General features: G+C 30.5%; 16 protein-coding genes and 1 pseudogene. 2 read left to right on the top strand and 15 right to left on the bottom strand.

The annotated features are described in order from the left end of the window. Positions 1 to 217: 217 nt before the first annotated feature. The 8 genes from ACTU6T_RS01230 to ACTU6T_RS01195 form a co-directional block, all read right to left on the bottom strand. Positions 218 to 3754, bottom strand: a complete 3537-nt coding sequence (locus ACTU6T_RS01230; protein ID WP_460219441.1) for a T9SS type A sorting domain-containing protein — start codon at positions 3752 to 3754, stop codon at positions 218 to 220. 247 nt (positions 3755 to 4001) lie between these two features. Beyond that, on the bottom strand, positions 4002 to 4913 hold the full coding sequence (gene hchA, locus ACTU6T_RS01225; RefSeq protein WP_460219440.1) for a glyoxalase III HchA: 912 nt from the start codon (positions 4911 to 4913) through the stop codon (positions 4002 to 4004). A gap of 8 nt (positions 4914 to 4921) precedes the next feature. Further along, complete coding sequence (locus ACTU6T_RS01220; protein ID WP_460219439.1) at positions 4922 to 5551, bottom strand: nitroreductase family protein; 630 nt, start codon at positions 5549 to 5551, stop codon at positions 4922 to 4924. 76 nt (positions 5552 to 5627) lie between these two features. Further along, positions 5628 to 6203 (bottom strand): Crp/Fnr family transcriptional regulator, encoded by a 576-nt coding sequence (locus ACTU6T_RS01215; protein ID WP_460219438.1) that lies wholly within the window; start codon positions 6201 to 6203, stop codon positions 5628 to 5630. 139 nt (positions 6204 to 6342) lie between these two features. Next, entirely contained in the window at positions 6343 to 7206 is an 864-nt protein-coding gene (locus ACTU6T_RS01210) for a hypothetical protein (protein ID WP_460219437.1), read from the bottom strand. A 77-nt stretch (positions 7207 to 7283) separates the two neighbouring features. Continuing rightward, positions 7284 to 7889 (bottom strand): hypothetical protein, encoded by a 606-nt coding sequence (locus ACTU6T_RS01205; protein ID WP_460219436.1) that lies wholly within the window; start codon positions 7887 to 7889, stop codon positions 7284 to 7286. 192 nt (positions 7890 to 8081) lie between these two features. Next, the gene (locus tag ACTU6T_RS01200; protein WP_460219435.1) at positions 8082 to 9281 is read right to left on the bottom strand and encodes a hypothetical protein; all 1200 of its coding nucleotides are present in this window, start codon (positions 9279 to 9281) and stop codon (positions 8082 to 8084) included. A 307-nt stretch (positions 9282 to 9588) separates the two neighbouring features. Beyond that, entirely contained in the window at positions 9589 to 10104 is a 516-nt protein-coding gene (locus ACTU6T_RS01195) for a GNAT family N-acetyltransferase (RefSeq protein WP_460219434.1), read from the bottom strand. Between the two features lie 394 nt (positions 10105 to 10498). On the opposite strand from ACTU6T_RS01195, the gene ACTU6T_RS01190 reads away from it, so the two are divergent. Beyond that, entirely contained in the window at positions 10499 to 10909 is a 411-nt protein-coding gene (locus ACTU6T_RS01190; protein ID WP_460219433.1) for an Lrp/AsnC family transcriptional regulator, read from the top strand. Between the two features lie 144 nt (positions 10910 to 11053). On the opposite strand, the gene ACTU6T_RS01185 is transcribed toward ACTU6T_RS01190, so the two are convergent. The 4 genes and pseudogenes from ACTU6T_RS01185 to ACTU6T_RS01170 form a co-directional block, all read right to left on the bottom strand. Beyond that, complete coding sequence (locus ACTU6T_RS01185; protein WP_460219432.1) at positions 11054 to 12154, bottom strand: glycoside hydrolase family 3 N-terminal domain-containing protein; 1101 nt, start codon at positions 12152 to 12154, stop codon at positions 11054 to 11056. A gap of 761 nt (positions 12155 to 12915) precedes the next feature. Further along, positions 12916 to 13638 (bottom strand): annotated as a pseudogene (gene bla, locus ACTU6T_RS01180) (subclass B1 metallo-beta-lactamase); the annotation flags it as partial. A 160-nt stretch (positions 13639 to 13798) separates the two neighbouring features. Further along, positions 13799 to 14464, bottom strand: coding sequence for an ankyrin repeat domain-containing protein (locus tag ACTU6T_RS01175; protein ID WP_460219431.1), 666 nt, complete (start codon positions 14462 to 14464; stop codon positions 13799 to 13801). 298 nt (positions 14465 to 14762) lie between these two features. Continuing rightward, positions 14763 to 15164 (bottom strand): CPBP family intramembrane glutamic endopeptidase, encoded by a 402-nt coding sequence (locus ACTU6T_RS01170; RefSeq protein WP_460219430.1) that lies wholly within the window; start codon positions 15162 to 15164, stop codon positions 14763 to 14765. Here ACTU6T_RS01170 and ACTU6T_RS01165 point away from each other — a divergent pair. Next, positions 15139 to 15807 carry a response regulator transcription factor gene (locus tag ACTU6T_RS01165; RefSeq protein WP_460219429.1) on the top strand — a complete coding sequence of 223 codons (669 nt, stop codon included), beginning with the start codon at positions 15139 to 15141 and terminating at the stop codon, positions 15805 to 15807. The genes ACTU6T_RS01170 and ACTU6T_RS01165 overlap by 26 nt on opposite strands. Positions 15808 to 16016: 209 nt before the next feature. Here the strand turns inward: ACTU6T_RS01165 and ACTU6T_RS01160 are convergent, their stop codons facing one another. From ACTU6T_RS01160 to ACTU6T_RS01150, 3 genes are all read right to left on the bottom strand, one after another. After that, on the bottom strand, positions 16017 to 16541 hold the full coding sequence (locus ACTU6T_RS01160) for a GRAM domain-containing protein (protein ID WP_460219428.1): 525 nt from the start codon (positions 16539 to 16541) through the stop codon (positions 16017 to 16019). Between the two features lie 156 nt (positions 16542 to 16697). Then, on the bottom strand, positions 16698 to 18035 hold the full coding sequence (locus ACTU6T_RS01155; RefSeq protein WP_460219427.1) for a S41 family peptidase: 1338 nt from the start codon (positions 18033 to 18035) through the stop codon (positions 16698 to 16700). Positions 18036 to 18039: 4 nt separating this feature from the next. Continuing rightward, on the bottom strand, positions 18040 to 18480 hold the full coding sequence (locus ACTU6T_RS01150; RefSeq protein ID WP_460219426.1) for a MarR family winged helix-turn-helix transcriptional regulator: 441 nt from the start codon (positions 18478 to 18480) through the stop codon (positions 18040 to 18042). Between the last annotated feature and the right edge of the window lie 269 nt (positions 18481 to 18749).

Below are 18749 nucleotides of genomic sequence, written 5' to 3'. Positions count from 1 at the left end.
TATTTTAAGGTTACTTTGCAAAGGAGTTTAATTATAAACTAGTTTACGAATGGTTTTACTACTTCTAAAAATTTTAAGTTAGTAAAAAGGAATTTATAATTATATAAATTCGTTGGAATTTTAAAATTAAGATGGAACTGGAAATGAAAACGATTGACGTCGTTTTAAATCCCTATTTCATTTACTTAAATCGTTTTAAAGCATATTATTTGTTCCTTTACTGCTTAATAAATTGTTTAACAACATTAATGTTATTGTCACTTTCAATTTTTATAAAATACATTCCATTAGACAAGTGTTCTACATTTATAGTAGATAGGTTGCTTTCTAATACTTTTTGTCCAAGAAAATTATAAACCAAAACTTTAGAGAAAGGTAATGTAGCTTTAATGTGAACCTCTGTTTGAGTTGGATTTGGATATATCGTAAAATTTGAAGTGTCAACATCATTGACTGAGAGATTACTTCTGTTATAATGCATAATCCCATCATCTTCCTTAAATCGAGTGATTAATCCATCGATTTCATCAACTTGAGGAATGACATTACCAAAAGTTTCATAATCACTTGCACCATTGAAAAACCAAATATTCATACTAGAAAAGTAATAATCATCTTCTCCTTTGAAAAAATCAATTTTACCAGAATGTCGTGTTGTACTTCCTGAATTATCACCATTCGTGAAAAGGCGTAACAATACACCATTTTCGTCGTAGACAGAAATGAAGTGATCATCTGCCGAAATGGTTAAATCATAATTCATATTGTCACTACTTGTAAACTCAGATTCGCACATAGGTTCATTATTGTTTGATACTTTTCCTAAAACACATATTTCATCATTGTTTTTTATCACTTTGTATCCATACCCATAATACGTAGACTTTGCACCTTGCATCCATTGACAAACTCCATTAGCATCAATCTTAGCAACGAAGTATTGTCCAGCATTCATTGACGTTGTTGAGCCGTCTGTATTTTCAAAAATATGGTTATTATCCATAGATGTAAATGTGTTTCTCACAGCATTAGTACCAGAGATGTATGAGTTTCCATCGCCATCGGTTACCATTGATCGGGCTTGAGTGTCATCTGTAAACTCAGTATCTGTGTAACTTCTTATCTTCCAAAGTAGCTGACCATTTTCATCAAACTTAGTTAGAAATAATTTTTGACCATAATTATTGAATTCTCTCCATAAAGTTTCGGCCACTGGATTGTTTACAGAATAAAAATCAATAAAAATTTCAAAAAATCCGGACATGTAATAATTGTTATCATTGTCGAAACCAATATGAACAATTTCACCTCCATTAACATTATTGTTGTAAAAGGCTGTATCCCAAATAACATTACCATCGGGTGCAAATTTTACAATGGCATTATTCCTTGGATCGCCATCCACATTTTCACTTACAACATGAGAAGCAACGCCATTTAAGTAAATTTGGTTATTGCCATTGGATATTAATCCTGTTGCAACTAGATTATTGTCGTTGTCTATAAACAATCTTTTTGCAGCAAAAACACCATGAACATACCATTGAAATTCACCTTTAGAATTGAGTTTTATTAGAAAGCTTTCATTTGCCGATGAAGGACTTAACTCTAGTGGATTGCCTAAAGTGTCGTAAAATGTTCCTTCAGAAGCACCACAAACATATATATTGCCTAATTGGTCTTCTACTACAGAATACATTTCATCTCTATCATTATAACTGTTAGCAGTCTGAGTCTTAACTAACCATTTAAGCGCTCCATCATTATCGTACTTAGTTAAATAACAACCTTTCTCACCTTCTTCAAAAGTGAAAGAGGTTCCTACATTAGATTCTAATGTTTGATTTTCATTATAATAGCCGCATGCTAAAAATCCATCTTGAGTTTTTTCAATATCGGCAATATCATCATAATAATAACCAGACCAATCAGGATCTACACCATCATTTAATATGGTCCAGCTAGTTTGTACGGTTGGCGCTTCATATATATATGGGCCAGGTTTTTCAACAGAGTCATAACATCCATTATCAGACCAACATTCAAAATTTACTGTTGTTTCACCTAAATTAGAAAATGTAACTTCTGGATTTTCTAAATTAGAATTAAGTGGAGTAGCATTTGGAGAAAACTCCCAATTAAAATTTTGGGCGTCAATAGAGTAATTGTTAAATTCTACTAGCTCATTTTGCTTGGCATTAATTAAGGATTGAAAATAAATTGCTTCAGTTTGTTCAACATCAATATGAAATTGATCCGTAAAGTTTTTATTGCAATTTGCAAGTTCATGTTCGGCTCTTAAATAATAATCACCTGTAGTATTTATAGGAGAACTTACTAAGGTTATTGTTCCTCCATTTCCAATTGGACTTGTTCCATATGTGCCACTTTCTCCTACCATTTTAAGAACATATCTTACATTTGGTTCAGAATTTTCAATTTGGATTTCAATAGATTCTTCAATACAAAGTAGGTTATCAGAAATAGTTGTAGGTTTATTAGTTTCAGGCTGATTAACAATGTGAATAGTTGTTGTTAAGGACGATTGTTCACCAAAGCTATTTTCAGCAGTTACAGAAATGTCATAACTCCCAACAGTATTAAAAGAATACGAAAAATCATTACATCCTGTATTAATTTCATTACCATCAAGTGTCCAGCTACATGAATTAGAAGACCCTCTAAAGAAATCAAAATATACCGACGACCCTACACAAGTACCAAAAGCATTTAAGGAGATATACGGTTTTGTGGCACCTCCTAAATTAGTGGTTTTAAGAAGAACTCCATTATCACCACAGGCATATATAATTGAATCATCGTTAGGATCTATCCAAAAACTACGAATTGAATTTGTACTTGAGCTTGGTTGCCATTCGAGGTAGTTATTTCCAGACGTAGATTTAAAAATTCCATGGTCTGTACCAACTAGATGTTGATTGTAAGAATTTACCATGGTTTGAGCATTTAATTCGCCAAAATCATATCTGTTATTGTATGTTATTCCTGAAGATGTTGAAAATCTAGTATAATTGTTTCCTGCAGAATACATGCTGTATGAATTCCTAAAATCTAACCCTACATGATTGATGTTTGGTGTTTCATGCCCAGTTAAATTGATAGAGTTATTTGAGCCATAGTGGTTTCCAGTTAAAATTTTCCCGTTAGCACCAAGCCATAAACTATTATAATTAAAACTTACCGAATTAAAATCCTCATTATTAAAATTGGTGCCAGAAGGATTGATGATAAAGCTTGTTGCATTAACATCATTGAAACCAACGATCAAGCCATTATCACCTACAGCATAATAGGTGTCTGAAGACTCATTAAATCCAATTTTGTTTATGTTCGTGTTAACATTACCATTATAAATAATTTCGTAGCTTAAAGAAGGAAAACTCAATCTAAAAATAACAGCACGATTTGTTAATGTATTAACACCCGAAGCATATACAAAACCAGAATTAGTCGCTTCTTCATCATTTGCATAACAATGAGAGAACACTGTGTTTTCATAGATTTCAGAATCGGTAGAATTGGTAGTGATTTCAAATCTTGTCCAGTCTGATGGGGAATTGCCATAATTGGTAGTATAGTATAACCCATCATTTCCAGATAAAAGTCCATTATTGTCTAAAAAAACAACACCAGTAAAATTATCATTAATATTAGTATTGATTGTTTCCCATTGACAAAATGAAAACTGAACAGAAATAAAAAAAATAAGAACAGATAGTATTGTTGATTTCATAAGTAAGATTTTGTACTAATATAATAGATATTATGGATTAAACGATAAATTAAAAGTATCTTCTTTAATACTTTAATATATTTAAAATGAGTCTATTAACTAATTGGTATTTCAAAACAGATAAATTTAAGCTGAAATTTAGAGCTGTTGTTAGTACAGTTACCTATTCAATGATTCAATGTCTTTCGATTTTTAATAATAGCTTTTGTTTTGTCCTTATTTAGAATATAGTATGTATCACATGTTTTTAATTATTCAATTCTTTAAGAAGTTCTGTAGCAGCTAATTTCCCAAAAGCATTTGCAGCTAAAGGGCTTGCTCCTGTAATTAATTTTCGGTCTTTATAAACTGTTGAATCTGCCTCTTTGTTTATGATTGTAACTCCTAAGTTGTTGAGCTTTTCTCCATATTTATAAGGCATTCGACCTGGAGTATAGCCAATCATTTGTCCTTGCTCATCTACGGCATCTGGAAATGAAGCAATTTTATAGCCATTATATATAAAATCATCAGTATTACTATTTAATCCAGCTGATAATAATGCTGCAGGGCCATGACAAATGGCAAGTGTAAACATACCATTGTTGTGTGACCAATTTATAATTTTACTCACATCACTGTTTTCTGGAAGTCCTAGCATTGCTCCATGACCTCCAGGGATGAAAATAGCAGCATAATTTGAATTGTCGTTCATAGTATTGGCTACAAAATCAGATAAATTTCCAGGTTTATCAAATGTTTCCTTGAATTCAGTATAAATTGCTTTTACATGCTCATCATCTTCAGGCATTGCCCATTGCTCAATTACTACAGGTTTTCCTGTTGGTGTTACAACGTCGACTTCAAAACCAGCATTTCTTAAATGGAGTATAGGTAGAAGTGTTTCGACTGGATGATTCCCAGTTGAAAACATTTTGCCATTAGCCATAGTCATATTTTTTTCCTCTGTACAAATCATTAGTACCTTTTTATCACCAGTATATTTATTTTTATAAACGGTATTATCAAAATCGGTTATAGGAGATGTTGCTAATTTTAATGCTAATGGCGATGGAATGTAAGATCCGTCTTCAGTTTGTGTTGGTCGCGATGTAAAATATAAGATGATACATGCTAGTAAGATGAAACTTACTATAGTTAATATTATTTTTTTCTTCATGGTTATCGCTATATGTAAGTAACTAATTTTTCTATTGGCTTTCTTACCTTTATAAGGTTAACTAACCAATCTTTATCTACGTCTTTATAACCTATAGGTAATAAAAGTGTACTGCGTAATCCTTTTTCACGTAATCCAAGAATTTTATCTAAAGCATCTGGATCAAAACCTTCCATTGGCGTACTATCTAAATCCTCATAAGCGGCTTGAGTAATTGCTGCCATAAAAGCAATATAGGTTTGTCTTGCGGCATGTTCAAAATTTGTTTCAGGATCACGTTTTGGATAACCATCTAACAGCATTTGACGATAATTTTCCCAACCTTCATTTTTAAAACCACGAATTTCGTTAGTTAAATCGAACATATAATTAATTCGGTCTTCAGTATAATTGTCCCAAGCAGCAAACACTAACAAATGAGAGCAATCTGTAACCTGTGATTGATTCCAAGCAATGTCTTTTATACTAGATTTGGTGTTTTCGTTAATGATTACAAATACTTCAAAAGGTTGTAATCCGCTAGAAGTAGGCGCTAGTCTAATCGCTTCTAATATGTTGTCAATTTTCTCTTGAGGAACTACTTTGCCGTTCATGGCTTTAGTAGCATAACGTTTTTTTAATTTGTCTAAAAAGCTCATTCTCATACTTGTATTATTGGTTAAGAGGCGAAATTAGTTAATAACCAATTCAAGAATATGAACATATGGTAATAAATTAACTTTTAATTCTTTCTCTTCTAACTCTACTTAAACTCTGTGGAGTAATACCTAAGTACGATGCAATTTGATAATTTGGAATTATCTTTTCGAATTCGGTATATTCTTCAATGAACTGCGTGTATTTTTGTGCTGCAGTTAAGGCTAATAAACTTAAAATTCGCTTTTGCAATGCAGCAATGCGCTTTTCAAAATTTTTGCGTTGGAAACTTTCAAATTGAGGGAATTCTTGGTAAAATTTTTCAACCTTTGAATTATCTATAATTAAAACTTTTGAATGCGTTAAGCTTTCTATAGAAATAACAGATTTATTTTCTGTATAAAGAGTTATATAGTCACTAATCCACCAGTTTTTAATAGCAAACTGTATCGTGTGTTCTTTCCCGTCTTCTGTTTTGTAAAAAGAACGTAAACAGCCACTAACAACAAAAACATGTTCCTTTTTTAAAGAGTTATCTGCTAGAAGTTGTTCTCCTTTAACTAGGTTTCTCTCTTTGACTATGTCGTGAAGTTTGAGTTCTATATCTGGTGAAAGAGAAATCGTGTTTTTAAAATAATTTAAAAGTTCATTCATGTATTTAACTTCATGTCAATTCTGTATTTCGTTGATAAGCTATCAAATAGTGTAACAACTTTATCAATTTTCATTGATATTTTTTTCAAAAAAGGGCTGTGCTTTATTGTTTTAACCAAGCAAAGTAATGCATGCTATTTTATTGTTTGATATATTTTTTAGTTTTAAAAAAAGTAAAAGAATCGTTGAAGTCTTTACCAGTTTGAAAATCATCGAGCCACATATTAACTTTCAAACCGTTTAATAGCTCATATTCCATTTTTACAAACCCATATTTTTCTGAAAAATAACTTTTAAGTTTTGTTGTACCAATATCAGATTTTGCAGTACTCTCAATAATATAGCAATCTATTTCTCCTAATTGTGTATGTATTGAGGCTTTACTGATAATTTTATAAGTATAGGACAATAGTAATTCTCCTTCCCATTGTCCCCATTTTTCATTGCCCCAATTTTCTCCAATGGCCATTTGGTCTGTCCATTCAGCACCAATTTCGATAGGTGTTTTTATAAAAGGAAATGGTGCCGTTTCTAAAGCACTAAAAAAACCTTTACGGATTGGATGAATCCAGATATTATTGGAGTTCTCAACCACACCAGTTGAAGATAAAGATGCAAATACAGGAGCTTGTAAATATGAAATTTGAGTTTGATTGTTGTTTGTTCTGTTAGAATCTGCAACAGGCTTTACAATGAGATGAATGGTATTAACGCCTATGCTATCAGTTTCCAAAGGGACTAATTCAAAATGAATTTCTTTCATTTTTTTCTCACGATTGTACCTGCTTTCATTTTTTTTTAATTTATGTTTTTTATCATTTTCAATGATTACATAATCATAAATAAACACATTTCCAGGTTTGTAAATCGTATTGTTTGCATCGATATTTTCATGCTCAATTATAACAGAATCGTATTGTTGAGAAAACCCGAAATGGAATACTGAAAGACAAAAAAGAATTAATACTAATTTCTGAGGCTTGTTCATTCTAAAAAAAGGCATAAATAGTAGTTATGTATAATAAGTGATGTTAATAAAGACTAATATAATAAAAGAGTACGAACCATTGTAATTAATTATTATATCGTTATTTTTTTAGTTTGTTTTATAGCTTCGTCATAGAGATTGATCATTAATTCTTCTTGGCCAGTTAATTCCCAGAATCTTAATTGAAATTGGATTAGAATGTTATCAATATTTTCCATGTTATGACTATTTGTGTCAAAATAGAAATCTAAAATATTAATGATAGTTCTTTCTGTTAAGATATCCTGCATAGCATAAACGTGAGTTAACTTTTGCGTTGTCTCAAAATCAAATTCTGAAATAATACCTGTGGATTTAGCAGATTCCCAAGCTGTATTAGTTATAATCGCGTCAATTAAACTTTCATTGTTTGTTAGAACCCCAAGATTTAAGAAATTACTCTTCAATAATTCATTTTTTAGACTATCATTTCTACCTTCAATAATTTCAGTAATTCGATTTCTTATTTTTATATGTCGTTCTTTCCAATTGGCAATTATGGTTGAATTTCGGTTTAATTCTTTTTGAATACTATCAAAGGCGATTAATTTTTTTTGATTGGTTTTATAGTCGTCAAATACCTTATTTATGTATAAAGCAAATAAAACACTAAAAACAATTAATAATCCTTCTGCAATATATTTTTTTACATACTTCATTTGTTCTGCATTGGACTAACATCATGAAATTTTGTTAGTTATGTTGGCTTAGACTAAGATAGTAAAAGAGAATGAATCATTATGAAAATCTACAATATTAGCTGTAAGCAAAAGGTTTAAAATTTAACTATGCTATATTGGATTTAGTCTATTAATTTAAATTTTGGTTATTATCAGTTAACCATTAGTAGATTACAAACTACAATTACCATTTACAAAGTCAGTGTGGTTTATAGGATTGAATCCGTTGCTTGCTAATAGAATGTATTGACCATTGTAATCATCATAAATATTTGTAACTAATTGAAGAATTCCACATAAATCTGTTAGCGAAGCATTAGCTCCAACTCTAACTGTTGAATTCACATATGGAATATTGTCTAATGAATCTATATTAGTTATTAAATTATTACCCGTTATTTTAACAATATCACCAACATGGTTTATGTTTTCCAAACCATCTACATTAGTTAAGACATAATTATCATGTATTTCTAGTTCATGTTCTATTTGAGTTATGTTCTCTAACCCATCTAAATTTATTAACGCGTGATTATCACGTATATTAAGAGAATATAAATTAGAATTTACATTTCTTAATCCGTAGATGCTTTCTAAAGCATAGTTTTGTGTTATATCAATGGCTGAAGTGCTATTCAAGTTTTCCAAACCGTCTATATTTTCTAAAGCACTTGAATTACCATCATTACTGAAAAAAAACAAACCACCAGCAGATTCAAGGCTTTCTAGTCCATTTAAATTTGTTAATAATGAATTTTCAAAAATTTTAAATGTTTGTCCAATACTTTCGAGATTTTCCAATCCTTCTAAATTCTCTAAATAACAACGATAAAGCTCAAAGTCTTTACCAATTACTGTTAAACCTCCTAAACCAGTTAAGTTTCGTAAGTTTTCATTACCTCTTATAGAAATATCTTCTTCAACAGTACTAATATTATTAAGTCCTGTTAAATTAGATAGTGAGGCATTATCAACAATACTTATATTTTTTACAGAGGAAATGTTTATTAATGCAGATAGATCTTGTAAGTTAAAATTAGTTTCTATCTCAATGGTTTCGGCAGTACTTACATTTTGTAATCCAGTTAAATTATTTAAAGCTGTGTAATATATTGCCAAACGACCATTGATAGTAGTAATATTGTGTAAACTACTTATATTGTTTATAGCACCATTAAGAATTAAAGAACCATTTATTACACTATAGCAAGTACTATCAAATGCATTCAATTCTTCTTGACTTTCAAAAATTAAATCTCCTTGGAATATTTCACTTAGACAGTCATCATTGTCATTATTGCTATCGGTAGAACAACTATTTGTAAATAAAAATACCAATCCAACAAATAGGAGTAAAGTTGTTTTTTTCATTCTTAATAAATAGGTTAAAACTTGATTAATATTAAGGCCAACGTGTGAGTTGTATAGTTCATTGTGTCTGGACTAAGATAGTAAATAGGAGGGAACTCTCAGGTATGTAGCAACAGAAATTTTAAATGATAATTCTTAACAATTAATTATCTATGTTGTTACCTGTTGACTATAAGGAAAGTTTATAAAATGAAATATAGCATTAAGGAAATCAGTAGGATTTTCTGAGTGTAAGCGTAATAAGTAATATCTATGCATACTGTTGATTATAGTTTCTCATAGGACAAGATTTTTTTAGCTATGATACTTATATTTTTTTTGAGAAAACAATGTTCTCATAAGCTTTACCATTGACATGAAAATCTACATTTCCGACGTTTATGAAATCATTTTTTTCATAGAATCGTATGGCTCTTGTGTTCTTAATATAAACTGTTAGCCAAATGGTGTCTAATTGTAATTTTTCAACTTGTTCTTCAACAAAGGTTAATAGCAACTGCCCAATCTTTAATGGGATGAAATCATTTAATATGAAAATGCGCTCTAATTGACATTTGTTTTGTGAATTAATATGCTTATTTGCTGCATTTATAACCAATTTTGCATAGCCTACAGGTAATTTGTCTACGTAAATAATACAATAGAGTAGGTCAGGGTTGTTTACATTTTGTTTTGTTTTAAATACTGAAAAATTCTCGTTCAAGTATTTTAAAACATCGGTTTTATCTTCTATATAATGACCATGAGATTCTGCCCAAGTTAATCGGCCTAAAAGTGCTAAAATCTCTACGTCTGTTTTCTTAGCTATTTTTATCGTAATCATTTCTATTATTATTTATTCGTAATCTTCTTATGTGATATGCATGAAGTAAAACTGCAATTGTGCAACCTACAATTATTGGAGCCGCACTAATTAATGCACCATAAACAATATAAATTATATTGGCTATTAGTGAAATTAACCTTAGTTTATATTCCCCTTTAGTAGACATTGAATATAAGTTTATCACTAAACCTCCGTAACCAATACAATCAATTAAAAATGGATTCATACTATGTTTTTTATAAGTGAATGATTAAAGTTAGTAATCATTCGTATTAATTTTGATTAAGTAAATATAGAAAGCAAAACATTAAAACAGCTTTATAATCGAATTAAAAAATGTATATTAGCATTTGATAATATCAAATATTTGATAATAAAATTACGATTATAAATGGATAAGTTTGATAAAAAAATACTTGAAATGCTAGATGTTAATGCTAGGGAAAGCTTTGCTAAAATTGGGAAAGAAGTTGGCTTGTCTGCTCCAGCAATAGGGAAGCGTGTTAGGCAAATGGAAGAAGATGAGATAATAATAGGTTATGCTTTAAAAGTGAATCATGAAAAATTAGGAATTGAGACTAAAGCGTATATAACCTTGGTACTACACCGAGGGCCAACCGGATCATTTAATGCTCAAAAAGAAATACAAGCAATGGAAGAAGTACAGAGTTGTCACAGAATTACTGGAGATGATTGTTTGTGCGTATTAGGTTATTTTAGAAATAATAGGCACCTTATTTCCTTTCTTGAGAAAATCTCAGCATACGGAACGACTAAGACGAGTATTATTTTAGAGGCTTAATTAATTATCTTGAATGAACCAGGAAGTGTATAGAATATATTAATTTTTCTTTATAAGGTTATGAGGATTCTATTTAGACAAAATGGAATTACTAATATATCTGTTCCAAAATCTTTTATGTTGATTGATGAATAAGTTTATTTTTCATGATTGAATTAATCCTAAATATAATTTTAAGCGAATAATTTTTTTTACCGATTGATAAACCTGTTCTTTATACTTAGGATCATTATTCATTTCGGTTAGAATAGAATGGATTGTTTTGGTTTCATCAATTGGCATTAATAACATGTCATTTCCAGCTTTTGAAGCCAGTAGAGGTGCATTATCGATTATTGTAACAGCTTTCATTATGTTTAAGGCATCTGTTATTACAAGCCCTTTAAACCCTAACTCGTCTTTAAGTAAACCTGTAACAATATTTCTAGAGCAGCTAACAGGTAAACCATTGGTACTATATTTTTCGTTATTGATTATTGTTAAATGAGATGTCATTATTGAAAGTACGCCAGCGTCGATCAATTCTGGATACACTTCTAGTTCTTTTAGTTCGCCATTAATATAAACAGATTGTTTATGCGTATCTCCTTCAACCAGCCCATGACCAGGAAAATGCTTTACAGTAGCAATGATTTCTTGCTCTTGAGTTGTTGTAATAAAGGCTTTACACAACTCTACTACCTTTTCTTTATTGTTACCGAAACTTCTATTTTTAATGGCCTCATTTTTAGGGCTAATATCACTCACTGGAGCAAAATTTTGACGAAAACCAATTTTTAATAATTCTGTACTAATAATTGAAGCAATTGAATCTGATTGCTTGGGAGTTTTAATATCTATAGTATTCATTATAGAATTAATCCCTTTTAACCGACCATTTATTAGACTAGGTTCCGCATCAATAGAAAATAATAATGGTATTTGATTTTGAGCACGACTAATATCATTTAAACTGTCAATCATACGTTTATGATTTTCTTTTGTACCCTTTAGAAAAACAACGCCACCAATTTTATTTTCTTTAGCAAGTTTTAAAACAATATTATCAGACTTTCCTAATTCTCCTGCAGAAGTTACTATCATTTGACCAACTCTGGTGGTATCATTTAACGAAAGGAAAATGTCATCTGCCTTGTGTTCAATAATTGGGTCGTAATTATAAAAATCTTGCAATTTAATTGACTGCCCATTTACAAGCCAAATAGAAATTAATAAAAGTAAAATTGTTAGTGTAGATTTAATCATGTTGTGGTAATTAATGTTTGATGCTTACTAATTGTTCCTATAAATTTAGTAACGTACAGTTATGTAAGTTAGTGGCAAGTTAGCAAAACAAAATAAAACAAAGGTAAAAGGGTTTACAGTAGTATGATTAATAAAAATCTTTGAAAGAAATGAGGAACATTCTTGTCAATAGATATTTATTTCAGAATATAATTTCCTTTTGCCCATTTTATTGTTGGATCAACCCATTCTGCTAGTGGTTTAAATAAAAAACCATGTTTCATTCCAGTATTAAGTTCAATCTCTTTAAAGTGAACAATTTCACACGTTGAGTTTTCTATTCTTTTAAGAGCTGAAACTCCATTAGGATCAGATTTTTCAAAAATATTCAAGATGTTTCCACAGTAATTTATTTCGGGAATGTTTTGGATATCATGATCTTGAAAGCTAGCAATAAACACAAAATTCAATTTTGGATTATTTGCTAAAGTTGAAACGTACTGAGCGATATATCCACCTTTAGATGTTCCTACGACTGTTATTTTATTCGGGTTAACTCCAATAGAGATTAGACTATTAATTTGATTGACTATATCATTAGCATAGTCACGAGCGTTTATGTTTCCACTTCTTTTTTCGCTAATAACCTTTAGTCCACTTTTTTCAAATTCGGTTAAAATTTCTTTATATTCTGTTTGGCCATATTCGGGATGGGATTCCTCTAATTCGTGAGTTTCTAAAAATCGATTGTGAAGAAAAAACACAAATCTTTCATTGTATACTTTAAATTGATTGATTGTATAATCTAAAAGTTCCATTCCTCCACTTTTGCCATGACCTGGAATTACATTTTCAATTTCTTGGAATTCACGTTTTACTTGTTCAACAGTTTTTGACCACTCTTCAGTGTTTGCGTCTGCAAGATTTCCTTTAGGTGCATTTAAATGCTTAATTAGGCATCCACCAAACAAGGTTTTTTCATGAGGAACATAGCCTACAATGTTGTCTTTTGTATGTCCTTGACCAAAAAAACGAGCCAAAACGGTTTCATTTCCAATTGTGAATTTGTATTCTTTATCAAAACCATTTTGAGGCATGATTTCCGTGTTATTTTTTTTGGCTAATTGAATGGTTTGATTTGTAGCATATGACTTTATTCCTTTTGAATGAAACTCATTTAATCCACCTAAACAATCTATATGAAAATGAGTAGCAACAACAGCCTTTATGTTTTTATTTCCGATCCAGTTTATTAATTCTGAAGAAGCTTTGTTATTTGTTGGTGTATCAAAAATTATGGCGTCATTACCATTTATGTAAACCATTCCATTACAAGGGTATTTTCCATAACTTTTAGTATCTAAATAAGAAATGTGTTGGAAAACATTATCGCTAATTCGGACAATTTTAAGAGTGTCAGTTTCGTAATTTTGAAATACTTGGTTATTATGCTTACAATTGATTAAAATTAAACTAATTAATAGTATTTGCTTTAGATTCTTCATAGTTGTAAACAATATGCTTTTTTTGATTTGTAGCTAAAATCTAACAGTAAGAAAAGACGAGTGACTTAGACTAGACTTTTGTTTAGGCAAGATTAAATAATATATGTATAAACATGTTTAATCTTAATCTAGTTTAGGGTTAAACGACATAGAGTAGTGTTTAGTATTTTTTTTCAAGTATTTCGATAATCTCATAATGATTATTTATGATTTCTTTAGATCCATATCCTTTAACATCTTCGAGACTTGCCCTAAATTGTTCAAGCGCTGTCATACCTTGAAAACTCTTCAGATAAATATCTGCATTTTTCGATAGTAAATAGGTCAATATTTTGGGACTTGTCGTATAAGTTAAAGCTGTATAACCGCTATCGCATTGTAAATTTACATTCGCTCCTTTTTCAACTAATAACTTTACTAGATCAAATTGATTTCTATTGGCAGCCATCATTAGTGTTGTCATTTGCCTATATCCTCTGTTATCAATTTTTGCTCCTTTGTCGATTAAATTTTCGGCAATATTGGTAAGGCCATAGAAGCTGGTCTTAAAAAGAGCATCACTTTGACTTTCGTCTATTTTTTTTATGTCAGCGTTTTGTTCAAGTAAATAATGAGCAACATCTTTTTTCCCATTTTGGATAGCTATCATCAAAAGCGTTTGTTGCCATTCTCCTAAACAATTAATATGTTGTCCATCATTTATCATTTCTTTGACTAACTCCAATTGCCCGTTTTCTGCAGCTAATTGAATGTCTTTACTACATTTTTTTTGTGAAAACATATTAAAGGGAATCATAAAAATAATTATCAGAAAACTCGCTTTCATTCAATTTAATAATAAATACGTTCGCATATGATTTAATGTTTGACTAGATTAGGATAAAGTTAATAAAAGGAAATCAATCATTAGAGAAATACATTCAATTTTACTAGTATGGATATGGTTAAGTAATTAATTTTACACGTTATGGTACGTTTATTTTTTTTCGATTTCATATGGTACAATTTTCACAATCCTTTAAATTCAGAAAGTAAGTTTTCTAGTGTTTTAAAGAAAAAAATAAATTACAAAAAGACACACTGTAATGATTAGATAAAATTGATAGAGATATTTATAGATATCGTCAAGCCCAACCTAAGTAAATGCAAGTTAAAGCTATAGTGTTAAAAAAACAGTGCACAGAACAAACAAACCATAAATCATATTTCCGCAAGTAGAATATTAACGCTATAATTGATCCAATTATAAAAGTTACAATTTGTCCAGTAATACCTTGACCACTGTGCATAAAACCAAAAAAGCCAGTAATAAGAACAATACTTAATGCAATACTGATTTTACTTTCTCCAAAGAATTTTAAAAATTGTCTCATAAAGTATCCACGAAAGATGATTTCCTCTCCAAAGCCAGAGCCAATTAATATTAATATTAAGCTAATAAGAAAGGTTTGAAGGTCTTTTGTAATTTCTTTAAAAAAAGAATAATCTATAGGAACCCCTGTGAGTTTTGTAATTCCTGGAATCAATGGAAAAAAAGGAGTTGAAAAAGCTACAGACATAATTCCAGATATCATTATATCTGATGTCATGATGCCTTTTATGGATGGTTTTCAAGTGTGCAACTTCCTCAAATCTGATGACAAAACTAGCCATATTCCAATTATACTATTAACAGCAAAAGCTGATCTAAAATCTAAGATAGAAGGTATTACGCATGGAGCTGATGCTTACCTTGGGAAACCTTTTAATAAAATCGAATTATTAGCTCATTTAGACAATCTTATTAAGCTAAGAGAAAAACTAAAAACTAAGTATTCTCAAGAAATAAATGAAGTGAATACTTCTAAAACTAAGCTTACAGATTCTTTTTTAAATAAGCTTCAAAGTTTATTACTCCTAAAAATTGATAATGAAAGCTATGGGATACATGAAATTTGTTTAGATTTAGCAATAAGCAGAACCCAATTACATAGAAAAATAAAAGCAATTACAGGATTATCATCATCAATCTTTATAAGGGAAATTCGCTTAAAGGAAGGATATAAACTATTATTAATTGGAAACTTAACGGTATCTGAAGTTGCCTATTCTGTAGGATTTTCAGATCCCAATTACTTTACTAAATTGTTTACTCAAAAATACGGAAAGACACCTTCATCAATAGAATGAATGGTTTAAAATGGCTAAAAATAAAACCAAAAACTACCTGTAATTCCTCATTGTTTTTTAGACAGAATTTTCGACTTGTGTTTTTTTAGAATAGACCTTTTTGTTCATTAAGGTTATAGTTTATTAAACCAGAATATTGGAGTTTCCGATAATTATTCCGAAAGGGTTAGGGAAGAAGCAATGCAATATACACGTTGTTGTATAACGTTTTATTTTATTCTTTCGTTTATTTTTTCAAACCACAAATCTCTTTCATTTACTGCAAAATCAAATTCTTTATTTTCTTTCGTTATTATTCTGATTCGGTTATTAATTAATTTTGCAGTTTTCCTTTTTAACATGTCTTTTACATTTATGTATTCAATATCCGTTTGTCCTTTTCGAATATTCACATTATGCGATTTAAAAATCAATTTTTTATTAGTCAAGAAGATTTTTCCGCCTACACCTTCAAATCCACGAAATAAATAAGCTGGACCTTCGATTTCAATATTTTCGTCTAACTCTAATTTGGGTTTTATTTTTGCTATAATTTTGTTGGAGAATTTTTTAGCAATTTTTCTGTTTATGTAAGGAAATCCAATCCCAAACAATATTCCAAAAATCACACCTTGAGATATTAAACTATTGATAGAATATTGATTGTTATTTAAGAAATAACCAAATAACCAAAGTATAAATGAATACATTGTAGAAGCTCCTAACGCGAATATTATTCGTGATTTCAAACTCATCTGCATCAATTTTGTTCCTATCTCCATAATGTCTTCTTAAATACTATACAACGTGTTCGCGTATAGTTAGTAGTGTTGACTAGCACTAAGTTAGAAAAAAGGAATCGAAATCTAGCAATTCCTTTTTCGAAGCATTAAAATTTAAACAAAGAGAATCTACTTTTTCCCTTTTGCATTTTTATCGGTATGTCCATTATCATACAATCCTTGCAAAGCAATTATTGTGTTCCCTTCGGCTAAAAAACGTATTCTAAAGCTATCGAGGCCCTTCAGCATAAACTCATTATTACTATACGGAAGCAATTCATACTTTGTTCCACTACCTCGTTGATAGAATAATTTGCCATTTTCGAAGGTCACAATACGTGGACCATAAATTCCTGCGAAGGCTTTTAGCTTTTTTGCATCTAAGGTCACCGGATTAATTTTTAAACTTAGTTCGGCAAGTGGCCATTCGTAGAATGCTTTTAGATTTTCTTCCGTGCTATTCATTATAAGCAATTCCAAAGCTTTAGTATAGGCTACATCTAATGCATCTGCAGCTGAAGTTTTAATATGTGGGCTAACACCAGTACCTTCCCAATTGGTTTTAGTGATGGGGTTAATGGCTCTGCCTGTAGGCACCCAAACCATAAATCGATCTGTAGCCACAACCGAACCACCAGGATGTGCTCCACCACCTGTAGTTTCACCTACTAGAGTAGCACGTTCTAGATGCTTTAAATTATAACTAAACTCTTCCGCTGCCGAAAAAGTCCTGCCACTTGTTAATACATAAACGGGAGTATCTGGGCTACGCTTACCGCTCACATGTGGTAAGGTCCAGGTTTGAGAATTTTGATCAGATGGACGCCAATAGAAATTGTTCAAATGAACTGGGTCACTTCCAAAGAGATAACTCGTTATGAGTTGGATCATTGCAGGACTTCCACCTCCGTTATTTCGAAGATCAATAATAATCGCACTTGCATTACTCAAAAAATTCATGGCAGATACGGCAGTTTCTCCAGCGTATTCTACATTAGAAAAACTTCGAAGATCCAAATAACCAATATTACCAGCCATAATTTTCACTTCCTTAAAACCAAAGTTGTTTCGTTTCATATTGTTGACATAGCGATTCAAAAAAGCGATGCTATCTTCAGTAGTAATTGCCTGTTGTTGTTCAGCTATTCGGCCTGGAGCAAAAGTGACTCTTAAATGTTTATCGTTACTAATCGCTTGGAGATCTGTGGTTAAAGTGGTGGCAAATTCATGAGGATCTATAATGGGTTTATAATTACCGTTTCTAAGCTTCGATTCAATATTTGAGATCATCTTCATGGCAATCTCAGGGAAAACATAGTTTACTTTTAATTTACTGCCTATAGAATCGACAACAGTTTGCTGTTCTTTAGGTGTTAATAACTCTACTTTTTGCTGTGCGTTCAGTTGAGAGACGAGTAGCATTAAAAATATGATTGTGATTACGGTAAATTTGCTTATAACTTTCATAATGTCATGTTTTTATACAATTGGTTCTGATTTTACCCAAAATGATTTCCAATTGATTAAGTTCGTTTTTTGTGATTCCTTTTAATGATGATTTTCTATTGTGATGAATGATAGGAGGAAGGGTTTCTAATACTTCCTTTCCTTTGTCTGTGATTTCAATTTTGTAGCGCCTTCTGTCTTCAGGATTCATTGAACGTTTCAGATGTTTTTTCTGAACCATTGTATTGATCATTCGGGTCATCGATGCGTTGTCTTTAAACACCAGTTCGGCAATTTCTTTCTGAGTCAGGTCTGGATGTTCATTTAGAAAGAGTAGTACCATGCCCTGATCAATGGTCATATCTTTTATTTTTTCTGAAATATTTTTCTGTGCATATTTTCGATATTCTTTAATGGTACTTTCGATTACGTGAAATATTGTTTCAGATGGAAGAGACAGATTCATATATCATTAATTTGATACAAATATAATTGATATATCAATTATGTAAAAATATTTAACTTTTATTTTATAATCTTCTTCATCACTTAGTATGTGTTTATAGTTTGTTGTTTATTGAAAAATCTTTGAAAGAAAGGAGGAGCATTCTTGTCGATAGTTGTTTTTTATATAAATACAATAATCCACCATAGCTATGATAAAGTTTAATATTTATCATTTCTAATTATTGCCAACTTGTTCGAGTATGGCTAGTTTCGTAGGCTAGGTTAAAG

Source organism: Psychroserpens citreus, from assembly GCF_055686305.1.
Note: the sequence above shows the minus strand (reverse complement) of the source record. Positions and strands in the feature narration are given on the sequence as shown.

Excerpts from the sequence above, each read along its gene's own strand:
- ACTU6T_RS01230 (WP_460219441.1), bottom strand. The coding sequence starts at position 3,754 with ATGAAATCAACAATACTATCTGTTCTTATTTTTTTTATTTCTGTTCAG.
- hchA (WP_460219440.1), bottom strand. The coding sequence starts at position 4,913 with ATGAAGAAAAAAATAATATTAACTATAGTAAGTTTCATCTTACTAGCA.
- ACTU6T_RS01220 (WP_460219439.1), bottom strand. The coding sequence starts at position 5,551 with ATGAGCTTTTTAGACAAATTAAAAAAACGTTATGCTACTAAAGCCATG.
- ACTU6T_RS01215 (WP_460219438.1), bottom strand. The coding sequence starts at position 6,203 with ATGAATGAACTTTTAAATTATTTTAAAAACACGATTTCTCTTTCACCA.
- ACTU6T_RS01210 (WP_460219437.1), bottom strand. The coding sequence starts at position 7,206 with ATGCCTTTTTTTAGAATGAACAAGCCTCAGAAATTAGTATTAATTCTT.
- ACTU6T_RS01205 (WP_460219436.1), bottom strand. The coding sequence starts at position 7,889 with ATGAAGTATGTAAAAAAATATATTGCAGAAGGATTATTAATTGTTTTT.
- ACTU6T_RS01200 (WP_460219435.1), bottom strand. The coding sequence starts at position 9,281 with ATGAAAAAAACAACTTTACTCCTATTTGTTGGATTGGTATTTTTATTT.
- ACTU6T_RS01195 (WP_460219434.1), bottom strand. The coding sequence starts at position 10,104 with ATGATTACGATAAAAATAGCTAAGAAAACAGACGTAGAGATTTTAGCA.
- ACTU6T_RS01190 (WP_460219433.1), top strand. The coding sequence starts at position 10,499 with ATGGATAAGTTTGATAAAAAAATACTTGAAATGCTAGATGTTAATGCT.
- ACTU6T_RS01185 (WP_460219432.1), bottom strand. The coding sequence starts at position 12,154 with ATGATTAAATCTACACTAACAATTTTACTTTTATTAATTTCTATTTGG.
- ACTU6T_RS01175 (WP_460219431.1), bottom strand. The coding sequence starts at position 14,464 with ATGAAAGCGAGTTTTCTGATAATTATTTTTATGATTCCCTTTAATATG.
- ACTU6T_RS01160 (WP_460219428.1), bottom strand. The coding sequence starts at position 16,541 with ATGAGTTTGAAATCACGAATAATATTCGCGTTAGGAGCTTCTACAATG.
- ACTU6T_RS01155 (WP_460219427.1), bottom strand. The coding sequence starts at position 18,035 with ATGAAAGTTATAAGCAAATTTACCGTAATCACAATCATATTTTTAATG.
- ACTU6T_RS01150 (WP_460219426.1), bottom strand. The coding sequence starts at position 18,480 with ATGAATCTGTCTCTTCCATCTGAAACAATATTTCACGTAATCGAAAGT.